This window comes from Candidatus Formimonas warabiya (genome assembly GCF_002777255.1).
GTDB lineage: Bacteria > Bacillota > Dehalobacteriia > Dehalobacteriales > Dehalobacteriaceae > Formimonas > Formimonas warabiya.
This window is the reverse complement of record NZ_CP017634.1, coordinates 5358689-5381994: the sequence shown is the minus strand read 5'-3', so window position 1 is coordinate 5381994 and position 23306 is coordinate 5358689. Positions and strand designations below refer to the sequence as shown.

Annotated in this window: 21 protein-coding genes; 7 read left to right on the top strand and 14 right to left on the bottom strand. The window is 47.2% G+C overall.

All coding sequences use genetic code 11. From position 1 onward, the window contains the following. Positions 1 to 4: 4 nt before the first annotated feature. Positions 5 to 913 carry a ketopantoate reductase family protein gene (locus DCMF_RS24480; RefSeq protein WP_214658874.1) on the bottom strand — a complete coding sequence of 303 codons (909 nt, stop codon included), beginning with the start codon at positions 911 to 913 and terminating at the stop codon, positions 5 to 7. Between the two features lie 253 nt (positions 914 to 1166). On the opposite strand from DCMF_RS24480, the gene DCMF_RS24475 reads away from it, so the two are divergent. Further along, complete coding sequence (locus DCMF_RS24475) at positions 1167 to 1535, top strand: YtxH domain-containing protein (RefSeq protein WP_148136857.1); 369 nt, start codon at positions 1167 to 1169, stop codon at positions 1533 to 1535. Positions 1536 to 1781: 246 nt separating this feature from the next. Further along, the gene (locus DCMF_RS24470) at positions 1782 to 2159 is read left to right on the top strand and encodes a hypothetical protein (RefSeq protein ID WP_148136856.1); all 378 of its coding nucleotides are present in this window, start codon (positions 1782 to 1784) and stop codon (positions 2157 to 2159) included. A gap of 76 nt (positions 2160 to 2235) precedes the next feature. On the opposite strand, the gene hisC is transcribed toward DCMF_RS24470, so the two are convergent. The 8 genes from hisC to DCMF_RS24430 all read right to left on the bottom strand — a co-directional run bounded on the left by hisC (position 2236) and on the right by DCMF_RS24430 (position 12476). Then, positions 2236 to 3351, bottom strand: a complete 1116-nt coding sequence (hisC, locus tag DCMF_RS24465; RefSeq protein WP_148136855.1) for a histidinol-phosphate transaminase — start codon at positions 3349 to 3351, stop codon at positions 2236 to 2238. Positions 3352 to 3435: 84 nt separating this feature from the next. Then, positions 3436 to 4938, bottom strand: coding sequence for a Na+/H+ antiporter NhaC (gene nhaC, locus DCMF_RS24460; RefSeq protein ID WP_148136854.1), 1503 nt, complete (start codon positions 4936 to 4938; stop codon positions 3436 to 3438). Between the two features lie 180 nt (positions 4939 to 5118). Next, entirely contained in the window at positions 5119 to 6387 is a 1269-nt protein-coding gene (locus tag DCMF_RS24455) for a (Fe-S)-binding protein (protein ID WP_148136853.1), read from the bottom strand. Next, a complete protein-coding gene (locus tag DCMF_RS24450) occupies positions 6384 to 7781 on the bottom strand; it encodes an FAD-binding oxidoreductase (protein ID WP_148136852.1) in 1398 nt (465 codons plus the stop codon). The genes DCMF_RS24455 and DCMF_RS24450 overlap by 4 nt, the downstream gene beginning before the upstream one ends. A 210-nt stretch (positions 7782 to 7991) precedes the next feature. Continuing rightward, positions 7992 to 9368 (bottom strand): monomethylamine:corrinoid methyltransferase, encoded by a 1377-nt coding sequence (locus tag DCMF_RS24445; RefSeq protein ID WP_148136851.1) that lies wholly within the window; start codon positions 9366 to 9368, stop codon positions 7992 to 7994. Positions 9369 to 9400: 32 nt separating this feature from the next. Beyond that, positions 9401 to 10036, bottom strand: a complete 636-nt coding sequence (locus tag DCMF_RS24440; RefSeq protein WP_214658873.1) for a cobalamin B12-binding domain-containing protein — start codon at positions 10034 to 10036, stop codon at positions 9401 to 9403. A 287-nt stretch (positions 10037 to 10323) separates the two neighbouring features. After that, the gene (locus DCMF_RS24435) at positions 10324 to 10752 is read right to left on the bottom strand and encodes a HutP family protein (RefSeq protein WP_148136849.1); all 429 of its coding nucleotides are present in this window, start codon (positions 10750 to 10752) and stop codon (positions 10324 to 10326) included. Between the two features lie 488 nt (positions 10753 to 11240). Next, positions 11241 to 12476, bottom strand: a complete 1236-nt coding sequence (locus DCMF_RS24430) for a phenylacetate--CoA ligase family protein (RefSeq protein WP_418219663.1) — start codon at positions 12474 to 12476, stop codon at positions 11241 to 11243. Between the two features lie 362 nt (positions 12477 to 12838). Here DCMF_RS24430 and DCMF_RS24425 point away from each other — a divergent pair, with 362 nt between their 5' ends. Beyond that, positions 12839 to 16270, top strand: a complete 3432-nt coding sequence (locus DCMF_RS24425; RefSeq protein ID WP_418219662.1) for a pyruvate carboxylase — start codon at positions 12839 to 12841, stop codon at positions 16268 to 16270. A gap of 247 nt (positions 16271 to 16517) precedes the next feature. On the opposite strand, the gene DCMF_RS24420 is transcribed toward DCMF_RS24425, so the two are convergent. Continuing rightward, positions 16518 to 17291 carry an acyl-CoA dehydratase activase gene (locus DCMF_RS24420; protein ID WP_148136847.1) on the bottom strand — a complete coding sequence of 258 codons (774 nt, stop codon included), beginning with the start codon at positions 17289 to 17291 and terminating at the stop codon, positions 16518 to 16520. Positions 17292 to 17536: 245 nt separating this feature from the next. Here DCMF_RS24420 and DCMF_RS24415 point away from each other — a divergent pair, with 245 nt between their 5' ends. Then, positions 17537 to 17884 carry a PilZ domain-containing protein gene (locus DCMF_RS24415; RefSeq protein ID WP_148136846.1) on the top strand — a complete coding sequence of 116 codons (348 nt, stop codon included), beginning with the start codon at positions 17537 to 17539 and terminating at the stop codon, positions 17882 to 17884. Positions 17885 to 17957: 73 nt separating this feature from the next. Further along, entirely contained in the window at positions 17958 to 18827 is an 870-nt protein-coding gene (locus DCMF_RS24410) for a carbon-nitrogen hydrolase family protein (protein WP_214658872.1), read from the top strand. A 4-nt stretch (positions 18828 to 18831) separates the two neighbouring features. Here DCMF_RS24410 and DCMF_RS24405 read toward each other — a convergent pair whose 3' ends face one another. The 4 genes from DCMF_RS24405 to DCMF_RS24390 all read right to left on the bottom strand — a co-directional run bounded on the left by DCMF_RS24405 (position 18832) and on the right by DCMF_RS24390 (position 21556). Further along, positions 18832 to 19683 (bottom strand): DUF6544 family protein, encoded by an 852-nt coding sequence (locus tag DCMF_RS24405; protein ID WP_148136844.1) that lies wholly within the window; start codon positions 19681 to 19683, stop codon positions 18832 to 18834. A 61-nt stretch (positions 19684 to 19744) separates the two neighbouring features. Next, positions 19745 to 20131 carry an FMN-binding protein gene (locus tag DCMF_RS24400; protein WP_214658871.1) on the bottom strand — a complete coding sequence of 129 codons (387 nt, stop codon included), beginning with the start codon at positions 20129 to 20131 and terminating at the stop codon, positions 19745 to 19747. A 132-nt stretch (positions 20132 to 20263) separates the two neighbouring features. Beyond that, positions 20264 to 21073: a ZIP family metal transporter gene (locus DCMF_RS24395; RefSeq protein WP_249027804.1), complete on the bottom strand. Its 810-nt coding sequence runs from the start codon at positions 21071 to 21073 to the stop codon at positions 20264 to 20266. A gap of 63 nt (positions 21074 to 21136) precedes the next feature. After that, positions 21137 to 21556, bottom strand: coding sequence for a Fur family transcriptional regulator (locus tag DCMF_RS24390; RefSeq protein ID WP_148136841.1), 420 nt, complete (start codon positions 21554 to 21556; stop codon positions 21137 to 21139). 265 nt (positions 21557 to 21821) lie between these two features. Between DCMF_RS24390 and DCMF_RS24385 the strand changes: the two genes are divergently transcribed. Then, the gene (locus DCMF_RS24385; RefSeq protein WP_148136840.1) at positions 21822 to 22586 is read left to right on the top strand and encodes a MerR family transcriptional regulator; all 765 of its coding nucleotides are present in this window, start codon (positions 21822 to 21824) and stop codon (positions 22584 to 22586) included. 268 nt (positions 22587 to 22854) lie between these two features. Then, positions 22855 to 23268 (top strand): hypothetical protein, encoded by a 414-nt coding sequence (locus tag DCMF_RS24380; RefSeq protein ID WP_148136839.1) that lies wholly within the window; start codon positions 22855 to 22857, stop codon positions 23266 to 23268. The last annotated feature ends 38 nt before the right edge of the window (positions 23269 to 23306 follow it).

The window sequence follows — 23306 nt, the reverse complement described above, 5'->3', positions numbered from 1 at the left end:
CACCTCATTTCTCCATATACTGGACTAATAAAGTAACACATTGATTTACAGGTACATTCACGTTACTTTTTCTACCTATTAGAACTATCCTTCCATTTATGGCATCTATTTCTGTACGTCTACCTTTTAATATATCCATCAGCATAGAAGACTTATTTTTCTTAGTGGCTAAACAGACGCTCTTTACATAATCAAACATATCATCTTGAAAAAGCCTTATTTTTTGAGCATTAGCCACATTCTTACCCTCTTCCACAATATTCCTCATCAGCACGAACAGATTCTCTTCATCCAGTAACTCTCCGTTACAGCATCCAGTAATAGCTGTTAGTGGGTTGATGGCTGCATTTGCGATTAATTTAGTCCAAATAGCCTGTTTGATGTCCTCACACACCACTGTTTCGATGCCCCCCTGATTCAATAGTTGAGCAACAGCTTCAACTGAAGATCCTTCCATTTTACCTACTGATCCGATAAAGGTCTTGGCGCCCCCGTTATGGCGAATGATTCCAGGACTAATAAGCATTGCCCCGTGGGATGTCACTCCTGCCAATACTTGCCGGGAAGGAACTGCTTTGATGATTGCCTCTATATTTCCCTCACCATTTTGCAGGGTTAAGACCTGGGTATGTGAACGAATGCAGGGCTTAACTTCCTCAATAGCTGTCATGGTGTCATAGGACTTAACGAATATAATCAGTAAATCAGCTATTCCCAAGTGGCTCACCTGTGTAGTAGCCTTAATTTTTATCACCCGTCGCCGGTTGTCCCGTTCAATAATCAACCCATGGTTGTTGATGGCATTTACTTGCTCCTCTGCAATATCGTATAGTAATACCTCAACACCTGCCTCTGTCAATAATGCACCAAACAAACTGCCCATTGCCCCTGCCCCGACAATGACTGTTCTCATAATACCTTCCCCTCGTAACATTAATCCTAATCTAACTGAACACAAAAATAATTATAAGCAAAAACAATGCCAAATTTAATCTCCAAATTGGACCGCAAAAACACCTGTGAGAGAAAATAATTTTTTTCCATTACCTTTTTCACGGAAATGAACGAAATTTTGCAGGAATAATTAGAAAAAAATAGAATTTAGTTTATAGGTTAATTTATCCATTTGCACGCTGCCTTCAAAAAAAACTTAGGAGGTGCTAAAAATGCCAATCAAAGAGCTGCTGGAAAAAAGCAAAAAGAAAAAGCAAAAGGCCGAACGCAAAAAGACCGCCAAGAACCTGGCCATCGGAGCTGCCGTAGGAACGGCCGTAGGCGGAACCATAGGCGTCTTGCTTGCTCCCAAACCAGGGAAAGAAACCAGGGAGCAAATTTCCGAAACAACGAAAGAAGCGGCAAAGAAAGCGAAAGAAAAAATGTCTGATGCCAAAGAAAAAATTGAAAAGGTGACAAAAGAAGTAAAAGAGAAAGTCGCCTCCGTAAGTAAACAAGGCAAGAAACAAATTCAGGAAGCTCCTGTTGGGGAAAGCGAGCCGGAAATATTTCCAAACACGGGGGAAATGGAAGAACCATAAAAACCCCAAGGGCTTTTCGGGATCCGGGTACCGGTTGCCGGGGTTTGGGAACTTCACGATCGGAATATTGCGCATAAAGGCAGAAGTACCCTTAAAGAAGTGCAATGCCTTTTAGGGAACACTCTTCCCTGAAGGATACGGTGCCGCCGGCACCTGGAGCATTCCCCTGCTGATGCAGGCTAGTGGACAGGGTTGATGACCCAGCGATAACGAGTGCCCTGGAGCGGGCAGACTGAAGGTGCTAAAATGTATATTTCACTGCATGATTTAGGTTTAATTATCCTCTTCATTGTGGCCCTTTGTGCCGGAATCTATTTTATTGTTACTTTAAAAAATTTGAACGACCTGCTCAAAAGCGGAAGGGATTTTTTTAAACACCACCAGGAAAATATGGATAAGTCGTTTAAATTGCTTCCCGAAACCTTAAAAAATACCAGCGAAATGACCCAGTCCATCAGGCATCAAGTGGATGAAGTGGGATCTTCCTTGTCCAACCTGGGCAGCGGCCTGTCGGAGACCGTAGCCACCATCAATGATAAGGCGGATACCGGCATTACCTTGATTAAAGGAGTAGGGGAAATTTTTAAAATTCTCGTCGACATTTTCAGCAAGTCCAAAGATTGAATGAAAAATCAATCCCGTACCACTTGGACAGTGATACGGGATTTTTTCCGAAGTAGGCTGGGATTGACAACCCCATCTAGGATGCATTTTCTTTTTTGATCATTGCCAGCGCTTTTACCAATTTTTCATTTTGTTCCGCCGTTCCGATGGTAATCCGGGAAAATTCCGGCAGATTCCAGATATCTCCCGGACGAATGACAATGCCTTTTTCCCACAGCTTTTGGAAAGCAAGTTTTCCGTCCATGCCCAGATGCACAAAAACAAAGTTCGTATGCGAGGGAACGTAGGACATGCCCAATTGGGAAAACTGTTCATACAGGTAATGCTTTCCTTCTTCATTTACTTCTAAAACTCGTTTAACAAATTCCCCATCGTCAAGAGCGGCCAGACCCCCGGCCTGGGCTACCCGATTAACCGGAAAAGGCTCCGCTACTTTACATAAAACATTTATCAGTTTTTGGGGCCCTAGCGCATACCCGATCCGTACCCCTGCCAGACCAAATATTTTGGACAAAGTCCGTACCATGAGCACATTTTTTTGGTGATGGATATATCGGATCGTTTGCGGGTAATTTCTTTCTTGCACGAATTCCGCATAGGCTTCATCAAAAACCACCACGCAATGGGCAGGCACCTGGTCCATAAACTGGGCCACCTCTTTTTCTGTAACCAATGACCCGGTAGGATTATTGGGATTGCACACAAAAATCAGTTTCGTTTGGGGCGTAATTTTGCGGACAATCGCGGATAAATCATAGGTAAAATCACGCAAGGGTACTTTGACCACCCTTCCCCCCATGATTCGCGTCACGGTTTCATATACGGAAAAGGTGGGATCTCCTACGATCACCTCATCGTCCTCATCGATAAAAGCCTGAGCAATCATCAAAAGGATATTGTCCGCCCCGTTGCCGAAGATCACCATATCCGCTTCTATGCCAAAGGTAGCGGCGACTTTTCTCCTCAATTCCGTACTGCTGCCTTCCGGATACAGGTAAGCGTCATCCAGCGCCTGCTTCATGGCCTCGAGTGCCTTGGGCGACGTACCCAAAGGGTTTTCGTTGGACGCCAGCCTGATCATCTCCTTTAGACCATACTCTCTTATTGCTTCTTCTACAGGCTTGCCTGGTACATAGGCGGCTAATCCATCAATGCCTCGCCTGGCTAAAGCTTTCTTCTCTATTCTTTTCATGGATTTCCCCCTCTCACATGAAGAACTTGCTCCCCTTTTGGCACCACTCACCCATTCCTTCCTGCCTCAGCCCAAAAGATGATTTTAAGCAGTGACGTCCCCGTGGGGAGTTTGCTCGATTTCGCGGGGATTAAACTTGATGTCCCCTGAGGCGACAGCCCTGTGCAGGTTGGCCTGCTCCATTTCGTAGAAACGGTCCTTTTTCCCTTCTGCGGGGACCTTGACGATGGCAATGCCGAAAAAGGCCAGGACGATGGTCATCAAGAAGCAGATATAATTGGAGAAAGCATAGGGCGCGTATACAAAGGGGTTGATTTTGAAGGCCCCGTAGAAAAATGCCCCGGCCGTTGTCCAGGGGATCAGGGCTGAGGTAAGGTTAGCGCCTTCTTCCACACAGCGGGAAAGCATGCGGCGCTGCATGCCCAGCTTGTCGTAGGCTCTCCCCCAGAGGCGGCTGTTGATGATGGAGGAGAGATAGTTTTCACCCATAGCGGCATTGCTGATGATCGAGGAAAAAATGGTGGTGGTAACCAAGGAAAACTGGGACTTGATCTTCACTACCACCTTTTCGATGAGTACCTCGAGAATTTTCATATCGTCCAATAAACCGCCCAAAGTAACGGCAATGAAGGCAAGGGAAAAGGTCCACATCATATCCTGAATGCCCCCGTTATTGACGATTTTATCCACCACTGCATTGCCGGTTTCACTGGAAAAGCCGTAATTCAGGCAGGTGAGAATATCGTGCAGGGAAGTGCCCTGAACAAGTGCGGCAATGATATTGCCTGCCACGACCCCGGAAAACAGGGCGGGAACCGGAGCCACCTTCAAGAAAGAAACAATCAGAAGGACCACCAGGGGAAGCAAAATAGCGATGTTAATATGGAATTTTCCCGCAATGGTGCTGCGGATAGCTTCCACATCAGCAGCATTATAGCTGGCGCCGGCATAACTGATGCCAATAATAGAATAAAGGGCCAGGCTGATGATGAAGGTGGGGATGGCGGTACGGGCCATGGAAGCAATGTGGCCGTAAATGTTGGCCCCGCTGTTGACGGTGGAAAGGTTGTTGGTATCGGAAACGGGGGACATTTTATCACCGAAATATGCCCCGGAAATCACCATCCCGGCGACCAGAGGCAAGGGCATGCCCATGCCGGCGCCCATACCAAGCAGCGCCACACCCAGGGTACCTCCGGTACCCCAGCAGGTGCCTGTGGCAAAAGACATGATGGAACAAACAATAAAGCCTGCCGGTAAGAAAAATTGGGGGGATAATAAGCCTAACCCATAGTATACCAGGCCGGGAATGGTGCCGGACTGGGTCCAGGAACCAATGAGCATGCCGATCAGAATGAAGATAAACATGGAGGTCATGGCGCGGTTAATGCCGTTGCACAAGGCCAATTCTACATTCTCCCAGGTAAAGCCTACTTTCATGCAAATAAGGGCGGTAAAAAGGATACAAATGATCAGCAGGGGATGCAAGTCAACCTTGAGGACAAACATGCCGATAGAAAGCGTGGCGATAATGGCAAGGAATATAAATAGAGCAATACCAAAGGATGGTCTTACATTTTTCTCCATTCAATAGCCCCTCTTTCCTTTTTTGTATTTTTTATTCTGCACCTAATTCTTGGGATTCATCTTTCTCTAGGTCTTTCTTTTTTATTCACTGCATCTTTTTGTGAAAAACTATTTCACCCCTCCCTCCTTTCCGGATTTTGACGCCATATGCCAATCGTCCCGGGCTTTGCTACCCTCCTTTCACAGAATACTTTTCCCCCGATAGGAATGATCCAAGAGTTCCACGGTATGTCTAACTTGAAGGTTTATTCCTTTTTGCGCGATCCCATCTTCCAACTGCATCCTGCACGCCAGGCAACCGGTAGCCACGATCTCGGCCCCGGTACGGGACAACTCTTCCTGGCAGCAGTCCGTAATTTTGGCCGATAAATCATAGTGTTTTAAACTGAAAGATCCGCCTGATCCGCAGCAATGTCCTTGCTGGGTTTCGATAAAGGTTAACCCCGGGATACTTTTCAAGATGCCCCGGGGCTGCCGGGCCACCTTCATGCCGTTCCTCAAATGGCAGGGGTCATGGTAAGTGACCTTGCCATCCAGCCGTCCCAATCCTTTTGTGAAATCCAATAAAGCCACTAATTCTGTGATATCTTTTACCTTTTCCCCTACTTGGCGGGCTTTTTCCCTCAGTTCGGAACCATCTGCCCAAAGCTCCGGATAATGCTCTTTCAGGGCCAAACCACAGGAGCCGCAGGATACTACAATTGCATCGGCCGCCACGCCGGCCAGCACTTTGATGTTTTCTTGGGCCATGATCCGGGCGGTCTCAAAGTCTCCGGAGGAATATACCGGCATCCCGCAGCAATGCTGCAATTTGGGCACAACCACCTCCACCCTGTTTTGATTTAAGACCCGGACCAGTGCTTCCCCCACCTGGGGATAGAGATAATTGGCCATGCAACCGCTGAAATAGACCACTTTCAGCACCGGCGACGGCACCGGATTCACTTGGGGCAGTCTTTGTTTCAATGTTTGAGAGGCCAGGGTGCCGATTACCCTTCTTTGATCCAATCCCAGGGGAATCCGGGGCAGTTGACCCTGCCCGTTAGGCCCGGGACGAAAAAGGATCTTCTGGCCGAATTTGCCCATGGTCAATGCGGAAGTAAAAATCTCACGTCTGGGCAGTAAAAAGCGGGCAATCAGCTTATAGAGAAAAGGAACCCCTACTTTTTTTTGCGCTTCTGCTCTTCCCCAGCGAATCAAGGCATCTCCCTCGGTTCCTCCAGGACAGTTTACGGTGCAGCGTTTGCACTGGAGACAGAGATCCATTCTTTTGGCGATGCCTGGGGACCAGACTAGTTCACCCTGCTTAAGCCCTCTGACCAGTTGGATTTTACCCCGGGCCAATCCTGATTCCACTCCCAGTTCCGCATAGACCGGACATACAGACTGACAGGCCCCGCACCTGTTGCATTTTTTCAACATTTCGTCTACATCTTTGCTGTCCATCATGACCAGCTCCTGTTCCCAAACATTTTTCCCGGATTGAGAATGTTTTTGGGATCCAAGGCATCTTTGATAGCTTTCATGACGTGCATTCCCCCGGCACCTGTTTCCCAGGGGAGATAAGGGGCTTTGGTAAGGCCCACGCCATGTTCTCCGGTAATCGTCCCCCCCAGCTCCAGGGCCGCTTTGAACAATTCCGGGAGGGCCTGCTGAATCCTGGCCATTTCTGTGCTATTCTTTTCATCGGTAAGGATACTGGCATGGAAATTCCCGTCACCGGCATGGGCGATGATGGCAATGGTGAGTTGAAAGGTCTCGGCAATTTTCCGCACCCGGCGTACTGCTTCCGGAATTTTATCCCTGGGCACGGTCACATCCTCCGAGATAATGGTAGGATAATTCCTTGCTATTGCTCCGTAGGCCCCTCTCCTTGCGGCCCAAAGTTTCTCCCGTTCTTCCTGGGAACTGGCGCACCGGATGTGCATCGCGCCCTGGTTCCGGCAAATCTTTGCAATCTCACTGATTTGTTCGTCCAGAGAGCTTTTCGGGCCATCGACTTCTATTAAGAGAACCGCTTCCGCATCTAAAGGAAGCCCTGAAGGCATGAAACTCTCAATGTTTTGAATATAAACTTGATCCATTAATTCCAGGGCAGACGGGATAATTCCCCGGGAAAGAATTTCCACCACTGTTTCCGCAGTCTGGTCTAGATTGGAAAAAGAAGCCAGTACAGTCTGCCTGGCTTGAGGCATGGGCAACAATTTCACCGTGATTTGGGTCACGACGCCCAGAGTGCCTTCAGATCCGGTAAATAGCTTTGTCAAATCATAGCCGGCAACACATTTCATGGTGGCGGAACCGGTTTTAATCACACTGCCGTCCGCCAGAACCACCTCCAGCCCCAGGACGTAGTCCCGGGTCACCCCATATTTGACACCTCTCGGACCGCCGGCACACTCGGCTACATTTCCTCCCATGGTGGAGAATGCTAAGCTGGATGGATCGGGCGGGTAAAAAAGGCCCATTTTGGCTACTTCCTCCTGAAAGGTTCCGGTAATCACTCCGCTTTCCACGACAGCCGTCATGTTGCGCCGGTCCATGTTGAGGATCCGGTTCATCCTGGTCATCTGCATGACAATACAGGCTTGCTCCGATAAACTCCCCCCGCTTAAATTACTCCCTGCTCCCCGCGGCACCACCGGTATTCCGTAGGTATGGGCCAGTTTCATGATCCGGGAAGTCTCCTCCGTATTTCCCGGCATCACCACGACTCCCGGCAGTTTAGGCCGGTCAAGGACAAAACTGCCGTCATAGGTATAACAGAATAAATCTTCCTTTTCCGTAAAAACATAATCCATCCCGACAATTTTCCGGATTTGAGCAAGAATTTCCGGTGTCATCCCTCTCCCTCCCCACCTTATTGTTCAATGAAGGAAACAAAAAGAGGCTGTTCTGAATTTCTTCAGTTCAGCCCCCTAATCCACTAATAACTATGGGCCTAATCCCTTGCATCATGCTTTGAATTAAAGTTATGATTTATAAATATAGTTATTTCTATATCTGGCAAATAATTCCTTTAAAGATTAAAAATTTTTCAGAAAATTTTCTTATCAATAGATAAACTGGATGCCCATGCCGGCAATTTCTTCTTTAATCCTGTAATATTGATCTTCAAACTCAGGTTTAGCCACGGCCCTTCTCACATCATACATTTCCTGGAATGTTTTTCCCATGGGGGCCGTGGAAATTTGCTCTTCATACTTCGCCAGCAATTTCTGGGCAATCTCATTGGCTTGTGCTCTGGTCATCCCTTGCCGCGCCACAGCATGACCCACTTCCGCCGCCAAACGGCACTCTAAGGGGGTTCCTCTATTGTGATGTTTGTTTCGGGCAGGCGCCATTTCCCACAGATTGTTTCCCGATACGGTACTGGCCAGAGCATGGGCCGCCGTTTCATAATAGAGCATATCTGTACCCGGCCCGGCATTGGCAAAGCCGTTGGAATCCTGAACAAGATGACTGTTGCGCGCCACGGCCTGGGAAAAGATGCTCACAACCCACAGCATTTCCCTTCCCGTATTGGAACCATATTGCAGGTGGAAGGGGAAACTTTGCTGGAACTGGCATTGGTGCACCATGAGGCCTTTGAGGTGGTATGCGGTTTCCAGCACGGCTGTCCCTTCCGCGCCTCCGGCATATCCGCCAAAAATAGCCCCGGTGAGACTGCCGCCAAAGCAGCCGAACTGCTGGTAATGGGCCGCCTTATTCAACATGGCATTATTGGTCATCATTTCCGTAATCGTTCCCACCAAGCGGCCATCCGTCGTTCTTACTCCCCAGTCGTTATCACTGACGGCGATCTGGGCCATATCCGATTCGGCAGTGCCCACGGCGACAAAAAACATGCCGGGGCGTCCCACCAGTTTGGCAGCCTGCCTCAAGTTCATGGCATGTTCGATACAGCCGCCTAATTCCACCGGACTTCCTGCCCTGATTTTCATGCCCATAAATTCTTCCAACAGGGGTGAACAAATCCCATCCATTAACGGCTCTTTTAAATAGGCCAGGCATGAGGCCAGATGGTCCGGCTCATCATAGGTAATGTCCGGACTCATGATCACAAAAGGCGGTCTTTGGTCTTCCACCTCACGATGCCCAAAGGTTCTCTCCTCTTTACCCGTCCCGACCAGATAATGGTCCGGAGCAGCGTACAGGGCCTCCTTTACTTCACGTTCCGTACATTCAATGATTCTATGGGTATCTTGGTTATAGACACCCGTCTTCAGGAAAAACTCCACGGCCGCCTGCCACACCCGGTCCGCCAGGTCATCATCGGCCGGTATGGGATGAGCGGGATCATACTTGATGCCATATTTCTTTACTACTTCCCGCATGTTAGGAATAATCCGGTTGTAGATGAAATCTTCCTGCTCCATAAAAGGGCCCTTTCGGGCTCGCTCCATGATTTCCCACATTCTGTATGCCATCTGATCTACCTCCCCCAATTTTTGTTGTTTTTTTATTTTTTCAATAACTGTTCCGCCAGGTTTACCGCCTGAGACGCATTTTCCGCCCAACCGTCGGCGCCTATAGCTTTAGCCCATTCCAGAGAAGTGGGAGCTCCCCCAACCATCACTTTTATTTGATCCCTTAGCCCCTTTTCTTTTAATAATTCGATCACTTCTCCCGCACCGGGCATGGTAGTGGTCATCAAAGTAGAAATTCCGATTATATCTGCCTTGGTTTCCTGGGCCTTTTTGATAAATTCCAGAGCATCCACATTGGTCCCTAAGTTGACAATTTCAAATCCGCTTGCCTTTAATACGGTGATGACGATATCTTTTCCAATCTCGTGCATATCACCGGATGGAGCCCCTATCACGACCTTGCCTTTTTTCTGAATACCTGCCCCAACCATCATCTTCGGGCCAATCACTTTCATCGCTCTGGTCATAGCCTCGGCAGCCAACATCATTTCCGGGAGGAAAATCTCAAATCGATTAAATTTTTCCCCCACCATTCTCATGGCATCCGTCAGCCGTTCTGTCACTTCTTTCAGGTCCCCGCCACCGGCTACCACTTCTTCTGCCAAATTTTCCGCAGCTTGCCGGTCGCCGTCTATCACGGCTTGAATTAAATTTTCCCTGCTTCCCATTTTTTGAACACCTCCATTAAATTTCTTCTTTGTGCCGTACAAATCTGTGCCGCCCATAATTAAAAAGCACCTCTGCCCCTGCAATCCCCCTTCCTCTCATGCGTTCTTCACATCAAAAAAAGGGCACGTTTAAGTTTTTCAAAAACTTAAACATGCCCCCTAATTCGCTAACCATCTATGGGCTTTTTCCATTGTATCATTAATAATCTATTTTCTATATTGTACTAAAAATTCCTTCTATTGTTAAAATTTTTTTATTTTTTTAAACCAGCGTAACTCCATGGTATTTAGATATGGTTTATGCCCAGGCCAAGCACTTCGTGTTCAAATCCTTTAATCGGGGGCCCAATGGTCCCATATAAACATACGGCAACCCAATCGCCGGGAGCTTCCAGCATTTGTCCTCTCACAATAGAAAAAGTGAGACCAACCGTACGCAGTGCTTCATTAAAAATAAGCTGTCCCCGGCAGATCCCATGCAGGGATTCCATAATGGCAGCGTAAAGAGCATGTTCCTCCTTAAAGCTTTCCCCGTTCCAGATTTCTTCCCGCTTTGCTGCCGTCATCACGGCAGAAATTATTTTTTCCGCATGCATGGTTCCCACCTTTCCAATACAGATGCGTAACCCCTCTTTTTTTCTTTTTTCCATCATTTTTTCCCGTTCCTCTTCAGAGGCCAATACAAGCAAAGTGGCAAGCCTTCCTATCCGTTTCATAGCTGTTTTATCCTCCCTAAAAATTAACGATGGGTATGCATCTCACGAAAGATAATCGGAAACGAGAGCAGATCCAAATGGGATCTCACAAAGGGAAACTCTTCTCTTATGAATATTTCATATTCGGCAAATTAATTTTTTCTCCTTCCCATATTTAGTAAATTTTTCCGGTCGTGTTCGTAATCCTTCTGTCTTTCGATCCAAAAAAATACCCCAAGCCCTTTACATAGGTTTGGGGTATGATGCATTATTTTCCGGGAGTATTTCCCTCTTTCTGAGAGCCGCCTTTTTTCCCATCCTTGGGAAGACGAGGCCCTCACCCGCTTTTGTGCGCAAATCCTCTTCCCTCCATGTTTTGTCCCCCCATGTTGTTGCTTTCCCTTTCTAATCACCGCCGGACTGTTTAGGTCGTCTTTTTTATAGTCTATGTCCCGTGGCTTCAAAAGGTTATTTCCAAAATGAAGGGATCAAACACCTGCGCTTAGAAATTAAACATAGCGCAGATCAAATACCCGTTTACTTTTTTTCTCGCTTCTCCCTAAAGCACCGATGGGTACTATTTCCACATCCACGGCGATGCCGATTTTAATTTTGATATTCTTCTGCAACCGCTCTCCCACTTCTTGGGAAGTACAACCTTCTTCGCATTCGGCTTTTACGGTCATTTGGTCTTTGCCCTGCTCCCTTTTGAGATGAATCTGATATTCACTGCTGCATCCCGGGGTAATCCGGAGCACATGATCAATTTGACCCGGGTAGATATTCACGCCCTTGATTTTGATCATATCATCCGTACGCCCCAAAATCCTGTCGATCATGGGGTAGGGGCTGCCACAGGAGCAATAGCGGGGAATAATTCTGGTAATATCATGGGTCCTATACCTTAGGAGAGGCAAGCCTTCTTTGGTCAGGGTGGTAATCACTAATTCTCCCTGTTCCCCGATGGGCACTTGTTTTCCTGTTACCGGATCAATGATCTCAAAGAGCAAATAGTCGGACCAGAAATGCATCCCCTGATGTTCCGGGCAATCGATGGCAATCCCCGGGCCGTAAACTTCCGTCAGCCCGTAAATATCAAAACTTTCGATGCCCAAATAGTCGTCAATTTTAGCCCGCATTTTTTCGCCCCAGCGTTCAGAGCCGAAAATGCCGATTTTTAAACGGATCTGGTCCCTTAAGCCTCGACGGTTGATTTCTTCAGCCAGCAAAAGCGCATAAGAAGAAGTAGCGCAAAGAACCGTGGTCTTTAGGTCCAGCATCATTTCCAACTGTTTCTCCGTATTTCCCGGGCCGGTAGGAATCGCCATGGCGCCCAGCCGTTCTACACCGGCCTGAAAACCGATGCCGGCGGTCCAAAGCCCATATCCCGGCGTTACCTGAACCCGGTCTCTTTTCGTCACGCCTGCAGTTTCGTAGCACCGGGCAAACATCTCTGCCCAGGTATCCACATCCTGCCGGGTATAAGGAATAATCACAGGTTTTCCTGTGGTACCGGAAGAGGAATGAATGCGCACCACCTCTTCTTCGTCTACGGCCATCATGCCCAGGGGATATGCTTCCCTTAAGCTGTCCTTCTCCGTAAAAGGAACCCCATTCAGGTCTTCCACTGTTTTCACATCATTTGGCCCGATCCCTGCTTCTTGAAGCTTGTTCCGGTAATAAGCAGACTTGGCAAAGAGCCGGTGCATAAATTCTCTCAGCTTTGTTTCCTGTTCCAGATACATTCTCTCCAAGTCGTAGGTCTCCAATTGAATCGCCATCGTGCCTTTCCCCCGTTTCTCAGGTAAAAAAATAAAAACCAGGCTTTTGCCCGGTTTGGTGGTTTCCCAAAAGCTCACCTCAACCTGACTCTGCTCCCCTCATCTCTACTCAACTCATCTATGGAATTTTGTCAACTAAACTGAAATCTCTCAACTTAAGTTATATTATAGCACAATGATCCGGGAAGCGTCACTAGTTTTTTCCCGCCCTTTGGCGAATAATATATTGTATACATGAAGGAAAAGGCTTGTAAATCTATGTAAAAACACCTATGATATTTTCTAAATATCTTTTTTGTGAGTAAGTAGAGGAGGACATGGGATTGATTAAGAGATTGAAACGTGTATTAGTGGCAAACCGGGGAGAGATCGCGATCCGGGTTTTCCGGGCCTGTACCGAGTTAGGCATCCGTACCGTGGCCATATACTCCAATGAGGATAAATGCTCTCTTTTTAGAACCAAAGCAGATGAATCCTACCTGATCGGGAAAAACAAGGGGCCCATTCAAGCCTATTTAGGTATTGATGAGATCATCCATCTGGCCTTAAAAAAAGGGGTTGATGCCATTCATCCCGGGTATGGTTTTCTCGCCGAAAACCCGGAATTTTCCAGGAAATGCGAAGAAGCCGGCATGGAATTTATCGGGCCGACCCATCTGATGATGGACAGATTAGGCGATAAGATCAAATCGAAACTGTTGGCCAAAGAAGTCGGCGTCCCTACGATCCCCGGAATTGAACGGCCCATCGGCTCAGAGGCGGAAGCCAAAGAATTTGCCCGCTACTGCGGTTACCCGGTGATGCTGAAAGCAGCCGCCGGAGGAGGCGGCCGGGGCATGCGGATAGTAAAAAACGAAGCGGAATTAATGGAAGCCTTCCACAGCGCCAAAAACGAAGCAAAATCCGCCTTTGGCATCGACGACATTTTCATTGAAAAATATCTCAAGCAGCCCAAGCATATCGAGGTGCAAGTATTGGGAGATAAATACGGCCATGTGGTGCACCTGTATGAAAGGGATTGTTCCATCCAAAGAAGGCACCAAAAAGTGATTGAATTTACACCTGCTTTTTCCCTCTCCGAGGAAAAAAGAGCAGTGATCTGCGCCGCTGCTTTGAAGATCGCCCGGGCGGTCAATTACCGCAGCGCCGGTACGGTGGAATTTCTGGTCGACATTTATGGGAACCACTATTTTATTGAAATGAATCCCCGGATTCAAGTGGAGCATACGGTTACGGAAATGGTCACCGGCTTTGACATCGTGCAAAGCCAGCTGCTCATTGCCCAGGGTTATGCCTTGCATGCTCCCGAAATCGGCATTTCCTCACAGGACCAGATTCAGCCCAGAGGGTATGCTATCCAATGCCGGGTGACCACAGAAGATCCCTCCAATCATTTTGCCCCGTCCATCGGAAAAATCGATGTTTACCGGACCGGCTCCGGTTTCGGCATCCGGCTGGACGGCGCGGAAGGCTATACCGACGCTAAAATCAGCCCTTATTACGACAGTCTTCTGGTGAAAGTAACATCCCAGTCCCGCACCTTTGAAGACGCCATCCGGAAATCCATCCGGGCCCTGCGGGAAGTGACCGTACGGGGGGTAAAAACCAATGTGGCCTTTCTGATCAACGTCTTAAACCACGAAAAATTTCTTCAGGGCACCTGTGATACGGGATTTATCAACAACCACCCGGAGCTTTTCGATATCAAAACGAAGGCCGATAAAGAATTAAAGGTGCTGAAATTTCTCGGGGAAATCATTGTCAATGAAACCCGGGGCCTGAAAAGAGAGTTTAACGTTCCCGTCGTGCCCAAAGTGGAGCAGCCCAACCGTTTGAGAGGCACGAAACAGATTTTGGAGGAAATGGGACCGGAAGGAGTGGTCGCCTGGATCAAAAGCCAGCATAAACTGCTCCTCACCGACAATACCATGCGGGACGCCCATCAATCCTTAATGGCCACCAGACTGAGAACCAGGGACATGATCAAAATCGCCAAGGCAACCTCGGTTTTGGCGCAAGACCTTTTTTCTCTGGAAATGTGGGGAGGCGCTACCTTTGACGTGGCCTACCGGTTTCTCAAAGAATCTCCCTGGGACCGGCTGGAGGAATTACGGCGGCGCATTCCCAACATCCTCTTCCAGATGCTGCTCCGGGGCGCCAATGGGGTAGGGTACAAAAACTATCCGGATAATGTGATCCGGGCGTTCATCCGGGAATCGGCCGCCAGCGGCATCGACGTCTTCCGCATTTTTGATTCCCTAAACTGGCTGAAAGGGATGGAGATCGCCGTAGACGAAGTGCTGAAAAGCGGGAAAATTGCCGAGGCCTGTATTTGCTATACCGGCGACATTCTGGATACTACCAAGGATAAATATTCACTCCATTACTACGTAAATAAAGCCACGGAAATCGAAAAAATGGGAGCCCACATCCTGGGCATCAAAGATATGTCCGCCCTGCTCAAACCCTACGCGGCGGAAAAACTGATCCGGGCCTTAAAAGAAGAGATTTCCCTGCCTGTGCACCTGCACACCCATGACACCAGCGGAAACGGCGTGGCCACGGTATTAATGGCGGCGGAAGCAGGAGTGGACATTGTGGATACGGCTTTTAACAGTATGTCCGGTTTGACCAGCCAGCCGGCTTTGAACTCCATCGTCGCCGCCTTAAAAAATACCGTACGGGACACGGGAATGGATACCCATGATATTCAACTGCTCTCCGATTACTGGGAGGACGTCCGGCCGGTGTACAGCCAGTTTGAATCTGAGCTCAAATCCTGCACCGCAGAAATTTATGCCCATGAAATGCCCGGCGGGCAGTACTCCAATATTAGATCCCAGGCGGAAAGCTTTGGGTTGGGGCACCATTTCCATGACATTAAAAAAATGTACAAAACCGTCAACGACATGGTGGGCGACATTGTCAAAGTCACGCCTTCCTCCAAAATGGTGGGCGATCTGGCTATTTTCATGGTGAAGAACCAGCTGACGCCGGAAAATATCTATGAAAAAGGGAAAGATTTATCCTTTCCCGACTCTGTAGTGGATTATTTCCGGGGCATGATGGGCCAGCCGGAAGGGGGCTTCCCGGAAAAACTGCAGAAGCTGGTCCTAAAGGGAGAAAAACCCATTACCTGCCGGCCCGGAGAAATCCTGGAACCGGAGGATTTTGATAAAATTGAAAAATATCTTCAGGAGAAATATCAGAAAGAGCCCTCTAAGAAAGAAATCCTCTCATATGCCCTCTACCCCAAAGTTTACGAAGAGTACCTGCACGCCCGGGAGAAATATGGTGACGTTACCCGCATGGGCAGTGATATTTTCTTCCATGGCTTGAGTGAAGGTGAAATCTGTGAAATTGAAATCGCCGAAGGTAAAACTCTGATCATCCGCCTTTTGGAAATCGGCAAGCTGGATAGTGAAGGATGCCGGCCTTTAATCTTCGAAATCAACGGCAACAGAAGAGAGATCAGAATTAAAGACAAGGCCTGTACGGTCAATAACAGTGAAGCCGGTTTTACCAAAATGGCCGACCCGTCCAACCCATTAGAGATCGGGGCCAGCATTCCCGGTTCGGTTTTAAAAATACTGGTTGCGGAAGGGGACGAGGTGAAAGAGCACCAGGGCCTGCTCATTATTGAGGCCATGAAAATGGAAACCAATGTTTCCGCTCCCGGGGCCGGAGTGATCGGGTCCATCTTCGTGAAGCAAGGACAGCATGTGAACACCGGGGAACTGTTGATCAAGCTGAAATGATCCACTCCCAAAAGCCAAAGGGTTTTTCGAACTAAAGTAATATTGCTTACTTGCTGAGACCCATAAGATATTATTGGGGACATTCCTGTCTCTTAAGAAAGGCCACAGCTTCAGCAGGTGTGTCCCCTTTCCGCTAAACCAATTGGCTGAAAAATTTTTCCTAATCGCAAAAAAGATGGTCCGGATAGATCCAACCATCTTTTTTGCTCTATGAAAATGGTATGAGGTGGAGACGGAATCATGCCGCTTACTGGTGATGTGCCATACCTTCACCAATCAGTGCGGCTCCTAAAGCACCGATCATTTGGGGGTTCTCAGGCACGGCAATGGACGCCCCCAACACTTTGGACAGGGTGGTTTGCATGCCTTTATTATTTGCCAGTCCCCCCGTAAAAATGACCTGGGAAAAAGGTCCAAATGAACCAATCATGGCGGATATGCGCCGGGCAATGGAATGGTATAGGCCTGCCGCAATCTTTTCTTTCGGCACTCCTGCCGCAAGCAAGCTGACCACCTCCGATTCCGCAAAAACGGTACACATACTGTTGATTGCTACAGGCTCTACCAGCATTAACTGATCCAGCTGGTCCAATTCCAAACCCAATGTGTGCATCGTCAGCTGCAGGAAACGTCCTGTACCCGCAGCACACTTGTCATTCATGACAAAGTTTAATACTTTTCCTTTACCGTCCACAGCGATTGCTTTGCTGTCCTGCCCGCCAATATCGATCACCAAAGCCGGATCGGGAAACCAATAATTAGCCCCTTTGGCATGGCAGGTAATCTCCGTGACCGCCTGATCAATAAAATCCAGAGAAACCCGGCCATAACCCGTTCCTATGACTCGTTTCAAATCAGCCGGCTGTATACCGGCTCTTTCTGCCGCCTTCTCAAATACGCTACGCCCCGCACCCCTGGGACTCCAACCGGTTGGCTCTATAGCCGATGCAATAATCTCACGATCTTGCAAAATCAGGGCCTTGGCCGCAACGGAACCTACATCCACACCCGCAAAAAACATGCTATTTCCTCACCATTTCTAAGAAAGCCTGGATATAGAAATTATAGATTCAAAAGCCCCGTCCGTCTAATCAGTTTTTTTTATGGATCTTTTGTTTCAGATAAAATTTATTTTTGAATGCTGCTGATTTTTAAAAAATTTTTATTCCTGGCCTGAGGCTGGTCTCGTTTTTTTATGATAGAATTTAACATATCAGAGGATGGAAAGTATCAGGTACAGCAAAAAGCATAGGAGGATGAGGATTGATGGAAGAACGAAGAAAATCCCCAAGACTGCCTGCAAAACTGGAATTAACTATTTCTTCCCTATTTAAGCAAAACCAAAATTTGATTGGCGATTTGAACGAAAATATCCAGGTGATTAACATTTCCAAAGCCGGCATAGGATTTACTTGTGGTCATGAACTTCCCCTGGATTATTATTTTGACGCCAAAATCCAGTTAACGGAAGAGAAATTTTTCTTTGCCGTCTTAAAAATCATCCGTATTGATAAAGAAGGAGACGGGTATTTAGTTGGTTGTGAATTTGTAGGTTTGTCCGATACCATGAGCAGGTTAGTGGAGCAATACGCCGGCGCATTGGAAGAAAACTGATAAACTGTCCGGCTTTAGCTTGAACCAAAAGAATGGAGTAAAAAATAACCGGATAAGGGCAGGTGCAGAACAGGTGACGAATCCCTTTGAAAAATTGCCGGAAAAACTTACCTTAGGGATGATCCAATTTCAGGCTCATCCGGGAAAAGTGGACTTAAATTTACAGGAGGCGGAGATGCTGATCGGGCAGGCGGCGGCACAAGGCGCTCAGATTGTCCTGCTTCCGGAACTTTGGGCCATCGGCTATGGAATAGAAAATCCGCAAGCATATGCGGAAAAAATCCCGGGAATAATCTCCGGGTTTATGTCTGATCAGGCGAAAAAGCATGGCATCTACCTGGCGGGAGGATTCCCCGAAAAAGGTCAGGAGGACCGGTGCTATGATGCGGCGATCTTAGTCAACCCCCAGGGCATCCCTATTTTGGTGCACCGCAAGGTCCACCTTTATTGTGCCTTGGGAGAAGATAAAATCTGGCATCCAGGAAACAGCTTCCAGGTGGTACAAACTGAAATAGGCCGGATTGGCATGCTGATTTGCTATGACGGCGACTTTCCGGAAAGCTGGCGCATTCTTGCCTTAAAAGGAGCAGACCTGATCCTGCACCCCACGGCCTACGAAAGCCCTTGCGAGACCTTTGGCTGGTGGACAAAACTCTATGAAGCTGCCGCTTTGGTGAATGGGGTTTGGTGTGCCTCGGCCAATATGGTTGGTGATACCCCGGACAAAACATCCCACTTTTTTGGTTGGAGCCGGATCATCACCCCCATGGGAGAAACCATTTCCCAGGCCTCTTATATACAGATGGGGGAAAAATGTCAATCTGAGGTGCTGGTGACAACCGTTCCTTTTGCCGCAGGGTTAAGAAACAGCCGCACCATCAACGGCTGTTTCTTAGCTGACCGTAAGCCGGAAGTATACCAGGCCTGTGGCTTGGGAAAATAGTTATTTATTTAAATTGTTTACAATTATATTCAATTTCCAGGAACCTGAATTTTGCATAGCAAAAATCCCCTTCGGCAAAATGCCAGATCCCTTCTCCGTAAGTGGGTACTTTTACCCCGTTCATTTCCTGGTAATCCTTGACCGGAGTGGACCATCTTACCCTTTGATAGGATTTTCCCATGGGTGAATAGTATCTGTCGTCTGTCACGAAATTGATTAATGCTCCCTGGTCGTTGAAATATAACAGGGCAGACACTGCATCGCCCTGATCCTCAAAGGTAGCTTTTACCGTTGATGCATCAACCGTCTCCCAGTGGATTCTTGGATCAATCAGGGTAGCCGGCGCCAATAAGCACATATCATTAAATAAGGTCACCCGTGCACCGCTATCCATTTCTTTTCCCTTGGCATCGGCAACGGTAAATAAAGAAGCTACTTTGATCAACATATTTCCTTTGCCACGGACATATGAATCCAGGCCCACCATGGGAATGCCGGACATGTTCCCCCGGATATAGAACAATCTGGCCGCCGGGTCAAAAAAGTTATATTGTTGCGTTTTCACCTGGAACCAATTTCTTTTCGCATCCATCCTCATTTCGCCATGGGCGGCAATTCTGGCATTAAATACTTTTTCCTTTCCTATCACACCTACATAGGCAAGATACTTGCGCACCGGTTCCGGCAGATTTTCCATATCTTTTTCCGTTAGAGTCGGTCCTTCTGACGACGCCGTCTTCTGAGCCAATCTTTTTCTTACTTCCCTTTGATATACTTTCTTGACGGATTGTCCTTGATAGACGAGAATAATCGCCCCAAAGATCAAAAGCAGCAAGATGCCCTCACGGATATCCATTTCCTGATTTCTCCTTCACATGAATTTATTCTTTCCCAAATCCTTCAGCAGATGAGTGTGATTATTTTTTGAGCGCATTTTCAATGGACTTCAAATAAGCCTTGCACGTAACAGTAGATCCGGTCACAGCGTCCACATTGGTATTTTGCTTTTCCATCACCTTATTAAATAACTCGTCCGCTACAGCAGGCTGAGGGAACTTCACATCCTTCACGAGATCAATTTGAGTGATTTTATGCTCTTTAATGGTGACATTTATCTGGTTGGACCATCTTCCCCCCTGGTATTCCCCCTGATAGGTTCCATCATTAAGCAAGGAGGGATGCACCTCTCCGATGACCAGGTTCCGCCCGGATTCCAGTCCCCGGGTCAGGAAAAGCATGCCCCCCGCGGCAGCCAGGACAAAAATAATACCGATAGATAGGATGATTTTTCCGAACAATTTCATCTCAGCCACGCTCCCTAATTTTTGGGTTAGGTAATATTTTACCTTTGTCAGTAGTATCTTACCCTGTCTTCTGGCCTTTAACAATAGCATGCGCTGATTATTTTCAAAAATCTCCTGCCCTCCGGACGCCTGTTATCCCAGTGCTACATCAAGGAGCATCATCATCGCAAAACCTATCAAAGTCCCCATGGTGGCAAAATCCGAATTGCCGGAAGACTGTGCCTCCGGAATTAATTCTTCCACAACAACATAAATCATGGCTCCAGCCGCAAAGGATAGGGCATAAGGAAGGAGGGAGCTCATGGCATACACTGCACCTGCGCCTATGACAGCTGCTATGGGTTCTACCATTCCGGACAGCTGGCCATACCAAAAGCTTTTCCATCTGGACAGGCCCTCTCTCCGTAAAGGAATGGATACAGCAGCCCCTTCAGGAAAATTCTGAATGCCGATACCAAAGGCCAATGCCACGGCTCCAGCCAAAGTAGCGGACGGCAAATGCGCTGCAACGGCTCCAAATGCCACACCGACTGCAAGCCCTTCCGGGATATTATGCAAGGTAATTGCCGTTACCAGCAATACGCTTCTTCCCCAATTTGTTTTTAATCCCTCCGCTTTATCTAAAGGCTGGCCAAGATGCAGGTGAGGAATAAAGGAATCCGCCCCTTTTAAGAAAAAGCCCCCGCACAAAAAACCGATCAGCGGCGGTACCCAGGGAATATTTCCTGTTGCTGCAGACATTTCAATGGCCGGAGCCAGCAACGACCAAAAGCTTGCCGCAATCATCACGCCGGCAGCAAAACCTAACATGGCATCAAGGACCTTACGGTTAATTGACTTAAAAAAGAGGACAAGTCCGGCACCCAAGGCTGTTAAAAGCCAGGTAAAGATGGTAGCAATAAAGGCCTGCCCCACAGGACTGATATTCTTCAATAATTCTATTTCCATTCGGCACCTCCCGTGCGACCAGGGGACGTCGCTGCTTTCCCCAAATTTTTGCCATATTTAATGCTGATCAAGACAGCTTGGACAAACTCCCTTAAAGTAAACATTTTTTTCACAGATTTTAAACCGCTCTAAAGATTTCGGATCTAGGCCGAGCATATTTACCGGAAAATCAAAAATCTTGCCGCATGTTTCGCATTTAAAATGGCCATGATCCGACATCGTGGCGTCGTATCTGGTCTCGTTGTCTTCAATATTAATCACCCTGACCAGACTTGCTTTTAATAAAAGACTTAAGGTATTGTACACGGTAGTCTTTGACAAAGTAGGCATCTCCTTTACCAGTTCCTGATACATCAGGTCCACAGTAGGATGGTTTTTCTTTGTGACAAGATACTCCAATACCTTAATTCTCGGGTATGAAGGCTTAATATCCCTTTCCTGTAATAGGGCGGCTAAATTTTCCACAAAAGTATACATATCTGATCCTTCTTTCCATATTTCTATAAAAACTACTCTTTTTATATTGGTTTTATTTTTGTAATGATTATAATTTTATCATAATTAAAAAAAACTTTCTGTCAATACAAACTCGGCCCAATTTCTATTATTTATCAAAAATTTTCTCTCCGCCCCTTTCATCACACCCACTATTTACCATAAGACAATATGTATTTTTTAAAAGAAAATTATTGACATTAACGTTACGTAAAGTAATATAGTTGTCTTGTCAGGAGGCGAACGTATGGAATATACCGTGCAAAAGCTAGGAAAGCTGGCTGGAGTCAGCACCAGAACCTTGCGATATTATGATGAATTTGACATTCTTAAGCCGGCAAGGATTAATTCGTCGGGGTATCGGATCTATGGTCAAAAAGAAGTGGACAGATTGCAGCAAATCCTTTTTTACAGAGAGCTGGGTTTCAGTTTAGAGAGTATTAAGGATCTGGTAAATGCACCGTCTTTTGACGAGACAAAAGCACTGAGAGAGCATCAGGAAAAGCTTCTGGAAAAAAGGGAGCAACTGGATATTCTAATCGCCAATGTGGAGAAAACAATCGCTTTAAGGGAAGGAAGGGTTACCATGACAGATGAAGAAAAGTTTGAAGGCTTTAAACAAAAAATGATTGATGAAAACGAACAGAAATACGGCAAAGAAATCAGGGAAAAATATGGTGAGGACCAAGTAGACAAATCGAATCAAAAGTTCAAAAGCATGACGAAAGGCCAATATGCCGAGGTAGAAAAACTGGCGGCCGACGTGATGGAAACCCTAAAATTAGCCCTTGCCACAGGAGACCCTGCCGGAGAGCTGGCCCAGAAGGCGGCAGATTTGCATCGCCAGTGGCTCAGCTATTTCTGGGATGCTTATACCAAAGAAGCGCATGCCGGAGTTGCTCAAATGTACGTGGATGATGCAAGATTTACCGCATACTATGATGAAAAGCAACCGGGCACCGCAGCATTTCTCAGAGATGCCATTCTGATTTACACCGGAATGAAAAAATAGCCTGAGCAGATCACAGCAATGAAAATCTCGCATCAGGCATGGTGTCAGGGGAACAGCCGCCCCATGCTGTTCCCCTGCCGCTATTCTTTTATCCCTAATATACCTCTCTCCCTGCCAAGGGCTTTGAATAGTTGTTATATCGTACTTATAATTTCCCGCCATACTTTACCCTATCTGAATTAAACGTGACATGTACCCAGGCTTGCATTATAATAGTTATAGCTATATGGCTTAATCGGCAAAATATTAAAAACGGGAGGTATGTACGATGCAGACGAAAGTAAATGATAAGCATATTTCGGTATGTCTGCTTTTATGCTTCTTGTTTTTGATAAGTTATCTAAGTCTTTTCCATACTAGCGGCATCATCCTTTCAGATGGGAATATATGGGATGCTTTCTCCCCCGGCGGAGGAAGCGAACCTTCGTCCATGAACGGGGGAGCCAATGCGGGGCATCATGATTATATGGCCGCCGCCGACGTTTCTGCCCAATTTTCCCTTTCTTCCCTGAGGCAATCCCGCTGGCTCACTACCAAAGCCGGTTATAACATTTTACCTGCATCAACCCCTTTTCTTGTAGCCTGTCTTATCTATTACTCAAAACTCTCAGGGGAAATCTATCCCCCATCCAATTCCAGCATTATCACAGTCTTTCTCCATAAAAAAGACGGTATGAAATGACATGATGATCAAACCTCATGAGCGGGGTATTTACATGC

Bases quoted from the DNA above. Each gene is read 5' to 3' on its own strand.
- DCMF_RS24480 (WP_214658874.1), bottom strand. From the start codon at position 913: ATGAGAACAGTCATTGTCGGGGCAGGGGCAATGGGCAGTTTGTTTGGT.
- DCMF_RS24475 (WP_148136857.1), top strand. From the start codon at position 1,167: ATGCCAATCAAAGAGCTGCTGGAAAAAAGCAAAAAGAAAAAGCAAAAG.
- DCMF_RS24470 (WP_148136856.1), top strand. From the start codon at position 1,782: ATGTATATTTCACTGCATGATTTAGGTTTAATTATCCTCTTCATTGTG.
- hisC (WP_148136855.1), bottom strand. From the start codon at position 3,351: ATGAAAAGAATAGAGAAGAAAGCTTTAGCCAGGCGAGGCATTGATGGA.
- nhaC (WP_148136854.1), bottom strand. From the start codon at position 4,938: ATGGAGAAAAATGTAAGACCATCCTTTGGTATTGCTCTATTTATATTC.
- DCMF_RS24455 (WP_148136853.1), bottom strand. From the start codon at position 6,387: ATGATGGACAGCAAAGATGTAGACGAAATGTTGAAAAAATGCAACAGG.
- DCMF_RS24450 (WP_148136852.1), bottom strand. From the start codon at position 7,781: ATGACACCGGAAATTCTTGCTCAAATCCGGAAAATTGTCGGGATGGAT.
- DCMF_RS24445 (WP_148136851.1), bottom strand. From the start codon at position 9,368: ATGGCATACAGAATGTGGGAAATCATGGAGCGAGCCCGAAAGGGCCCT.
- DCMF_RS24440 (WP_214658873.1), bottom strand. From the start codon at position 10,036: ATGGGAAGCAGGGAAAATTTAATTCAAGCCGTGATAGACGGCGACCGG.
- DCMF_RS24435 (WP_148136849.1), bottom strand. From the start codon at position 10,752: ATGAAACGGATAGGAAGGCTTGCCACTTTGCTTGTATTGGCCTCTGAA.
- DCMF_RS24430 (WP_418219663.1), bottom strand. From the start codon at position 12,476: ATGTATCTGGAACAGGAAACAAAGCTGAGAGAATTTATGCACCGGCTC.
- DCMF_RS24420 (WP_148136847.1), bottom strand. From the start codon at position 17,291: ATGTTTTTTGCGGGTGTGGATGTAGGTTCCGTTGCGGCCAAGGCCCTG.
- DCMF_RS24415 (WP_148136846.1), top strand. From the start codon at position 17,537: ATGGAAGAACGAAGAAAATCCCCAAGACTGCCTGCAAAACTGGAATTA.
- DCMF_RS24405 (WP_148136844.1), bottom strand. From the start codon at position 19,683: ATGGATATCCGTGAGGGCATCTTGCTGCTTTTGATCTTTGGGGCGATT.
- DCMF_RS24400 (WP_214658871.1), bottom strand. From the start codon at position 20,131: ATGAAATTGTTCGGAAAAATCATCCTATCTATCGGTATTATTTTTGTC.
- DCMF_RS24390 (WP_148136841.1), bottom strand. From the start codon at position 21,556: ATGTATACTTTTGTGGAAAATTTAGCCGCCCTATTACAGGAAAGGGAT.
- DCMF_RS24385 (WP_148136840.1), top strand. From the start codon at position 21,822: ATGGAATATACCGTGCAAAAGCTAGGAAAGCTGGCTGGAGTCAGCACC.
- DCMF_RS24380 (WP_148136839.1), top strand. From the start codon at position 22,855: ATGCAGACGAAAGTAAATGATAAGCATATTTCGGTATGTCTGCTTTTA.